The sequence below is a fragment of the Aquabacterium sp. genome, assembly GCF_036279655.1.
In the GTDB taxonomy this organism is placed as follows: Bacteria; Pseudomonadota; Gammaproteobacteria; order Burkholderiales; family Burkholderiaceae_C; genus Aquabacterium.
In genome coordinates this window covers 1-3,144 of the sequence record NZ_DASUIT010000059.1, presented here as the reverse complement: position 1 = coordinate 3,144, position 3,144 = coordinate 1, and the positions used below count along the sequence as shown (strand labels likewise).

5 protein-coding genes are annotated in these 3,144 nt (G+C 63.9%); 2 read left to right on the top strand and 3 right to left on the bottom strand.

Translation table 11 applies throughout. The annotated features are described in order from the left end of the window. On the bottom strand, nucleotides 1–461 hold a 461-nt coding region (locus tag VFW84_RS06825; RefSeq protein ID WP_329679694.1), incomplete at its 3' end, for a helix-turn-helix domain-containing protein. A gap of 98 nt (nucleotides 462–559) precedes the next feature. Between VFW84_RS06825 and VFW84_RS06820 the strand changes: the two genes are divergently transcribed. Both VFW84_RS06820 and VFW84_RS06815 read left to right on the top strand, forming a co-directional pair. Further along, entirely contained in the window at nucleotides 560–1,000 is a 441-nt protein-coding gene (locus VFW84_RS06820) for a hotdog fold domain-containing protein (RefSeq protein WP_329679693.1), read from the top strand. Nucleotides 1,001–1,002: 2 nt separating this feature from the next. Beyond that, on the top strand, nucleotides 1,003–1,413 hold the full coding sequence (locus tag VFW84_RS06815) for a PaaI family thioesterase (protein ID WP_329679692.1): 411 nt from the start codon (nucleotides 1,003–1,005) through the stop codon (nucleotides 1,411–1,413). A 23-nt stretch (nucleotides 1,414–1,436) separates the two neighbouring features. Here the strand turns inward: VFW84_RS06815 and VFW84_RS06810 are convergent, their stop codons facing one another. Next, on the bottom strand, nucleotides 1,437–2,432 hold the full coding sequence (locus tag VFW84_RS06810) for a CobD/CbiB family protein (RefSeq protein ID WP_329679691.1): 996 nt from the start codon (nucleotides 2,430–2,432) through the stop codon (nucleotides 1,437–1,439). A gap of 55 nt (nucleotides 2,433–2,487) precedes the next feature. After that, nucleotides 2,488–3,144 (bottom strand): CoA pyrophosphatase (locus VFW84_RS06805; RefSeq protein WP_329679690.1); only part of this gene is annotated, 657 nt, incomplete at its 5' end.

The following is a 3,144-nucleotide window of genomic DNA, read 5'->3' as shown; positions in this document are numbered from 1 at the left end:
CGATTGCGTTGCTGCAACTCGGCCCCATGCGGCCCTTTGGACACCGCCGAGCGCGCCTGGAACATGAAGCGCGCCAGCTCGGGCTGCGCACTGATCCAGTCCACATAGCTGTAGACCAGCGCCGCCACGCCTTCGCGCATTGTCTGCGCCTTGGCCAGCTCGGCATCAATCAAATCGCCTTGATCCTGCAAGGCACAGAAGAACAGTGCCGCCACCAGGCCTTCCTTGCTGCCGAAGTGGTGGTACAGGTTGCCCACGCTGGCTTCACAACGCGCCAGGATCATCTCGATGGTTGTGGCCTCGATACCGTGTTCGTTGAAACAGGCCAGCGCCCCCGCGAGCATGCGCCGCTTGAGCTGGGCCCTGGCGCCCGGGTAGGCGCGCTCCAGCACGGCCTTGGCGCCCGCGCTGGCAGATGGGGAACTGACTTTGGATGAGGCGGACTGGCTGGGTGCGTCCATGGCGGCTTTCATGAACCCGTATTTGACACCGAATATTATTCCAGAATACTATTCTGTTTGTCATCAACAAGTCCGCGACAGGACACCGAGGAGCCCCCATGAGCCAAGTTCTCAACATGTTCAACAGCGTTGGCGCCGAGCAGTTCACCAACATGATCTGCCAGATCGCGCCCTACTTCAGCACCATCCAGCCCAGCATGACCACCCTGCGCCCCGGCTATGCCGAAGCCACCGTGCCCCTGCGCCGCGAGGTCACCAACCACCTGGGCACCATGCACGCCATCGCGCTTTGCAACGCCGCCGAACTGGTGGCCGGCACCATGACCGATGCGTCCATCCCCGAGGGCTATCGCTGGATCCCCAAGGGCATGAGCGTGGAGTACCTGGCCAAGGTCAAGACCGACATCCGCGCCGTGGCCGATGGCAGCAGCATCGACTGGACGCAAGCGGGTGACCAGATCGTGCCGGTAGACGTGTTCGATACCGACGGCAAGAAGGTCTTCGCGGCACGCATCACCATGAACGTGAAGGCCGCCTGACCATGATCGACATGCTCGCCATGGGCCAGCAGATACTGGCCTCGCAGCCCTTCAGCGTTTTTCTGGGCACGCAGCTCACCGCCTTCAATGACGAACAGGTTGAATTGCACCTGCCTCTGCGGGATGAGTTGAAGCAGCAAAACGGCTTTGCCCATGGCGGCGTGTTGAGCTACCTGGCTGACAACGCGCTGACCTTCGCAGGCGGCGCGAAACTCGGCCCTGCGGTGCTGACGGCCGAATACAAGATCAACTACCTGCGCCCCGCCGTGGGCCACAAACTGATCGCACGCGCCAGCGTCATCTATGCAGGCAAGACCACGGCCACCTGCCGGTGCGATGTGTTCTGCGTGAACGAGGCTGGCGTCGAGAAGATGTGCGCCACGGCGCAAGGCACGATCGCCAAGGTTGGTTGAAGCCCGGCGACCGGTGAACTGGCTCAGCCGATGAGGTTGGCCAGTGACAGCAAGGCCAGCAGCAGCATCCACAACACGACCGAGCGCCAGATCAGGCCGACCACGCTGCGCAGGTGGGCCATCTGGGGCGCGGCACCCGTGGTGCTGCCTTGCGCCTCGATCACGTCCGGCGCATCGCCTTGCGTGAGGGTACGGCTGACGTCCTTGCCATCATCGGACGCCGGTGCCACCTGGCCGCCCAGACGCACGCCCAGTGCCCCCGAAGCCGCCGACAGGATCGTGCCTTCATTGGGGCGCACCCACAGCACGGCGTGGCGGCGCCAGGCATCGACCGCATCCTCGAAGTTGCCGACCACGGCAAAGCCGAACGCCGTCAGACGGGCGGGCACGTGGTCCACCAGCGAGAACAGGGTCTGCGACAGGCTCATCAGACGGTCATGGGTAGACACGCCCGTGACCTGACTGCGATACGACCAATAACGGCTGGCGAACTCGGCCATGCGGTACAGGACGGCACCAGCCGGGCCCAGCCCCAGGGTCGAGAGCGCCACAAACCAGAAGAACACGCCAAATACATGGCGGTGCGCCGCCAGCAGCGAGTACTCCAGCACGTGGCGCAGGATCTCGGTGCGAGGCAGTTCGCTGGCATCCAGGTTCTGCCAATGAGCCAGCAGTTCGCGGGCGCGGTCTTCACGGCCGGCTTCCAGCGCATCGCGGATGTCGGTGAAATGGTGGCTGAACTGCCTGAATCCCAGGGTCAGGTACAGGATCGCCACATCCAGGCCCAGCGCCATCACGGTGCTGTAGCGATTGGTGAGCACATAGAGCCCGGCGATCATCGCCGCTGGCGCCACCACCGTGACCGCCCAGACGATACGGGCATGCGTGTCTTCACCCGCATCGAAATTGCGCCCGACCCAACGCACCCAGCCAGTCAGACCATGATGGATGGGGTTGAGGTTCGACAGAGGCTTGAGCTGCTCCGCCAGCAAGGCGAAGAGCACGGCAAAAAAGCTCATGGGCAGATCATAGCCCCGGCCCTGCCCTGGAAAGGCCGGTAAAGGGGGCCAAGTTTCAGGCAGACAGGAAGCGGTATAAATTTCGCAACATCGCGGCGGTGGCGCCCCAGATGAAGTACTCCTTGTCATTGGCGTGTGAGGTCCAGGGCATGGAGAAGAACTCCAGGCGCGTGCCGGACACATCGAAGGCGCGCCGCTCGTGATAGCGAGGGTCCATCAGGAAGTGCAAGGGCACCTCGAAGATTTCGTCCACCTCGCTGGGGTCAGCCTGCAGGATCAGGCGATCGCGCTCGCTGGCTTGCGGCACGATCAAACCCACCACGGGGGTGACCACGAAGCCCGTGCCCGTGGTGTAGGTGGGCAAGGTGCCCAGCACATCCACGCGCCCTGGGTCGAGCCCTACTTCTTCCTGTGCCTCGCGCAAAGCCGTGGACACCACATCCGGATCGGTGGGTTCACTGCGGCCTCCGGGAAAACTGATCTGCCCGGCGTGTTTCTTGAGGTGCGAGGTGCGCTGCGTCAGCAGCACGCTGGGCTCATCGCGCATGACCAGGGGCACCAGCACGGAAGCCGGCACCGGGTTGGGCGCTCGGTACCACTTCTCCACCTCGACATCGGGTTGCCAGACAGGCGGCTGCTGAAAGCGCTGCGCCAGCGAGGCCCGCGTGAAACGTTGCGGGTCGACTGCCGGCAGGTGGGCGTCGTGGCCCAG

Bases quoted from the DNA above. Each gene is read 5' to 3' on its own strand.
- VFW84_RS06810 (WP_329679691.1), bottom strand. From the start codon at position 2,432: ATGAGCTTTTTTGCCGTGCTCTTCGCCTTGCTGGCGGAGCAGCTCAAG.
- VFW84_RS06820 (WP_329679693.1), top strand. From the start codon at position 560: ATGAGCCAAGTTCTCAACATGTTCAACAGCGTTGGCGCCGAGCAGTTC.
- VFW84_RS06815 (WP_329679692.1), top strand. From the start codon at position 1,003: ATGATCGACATGCTCGCCATGGGCCAGCAGATACTGGCCTCGCAGCCC.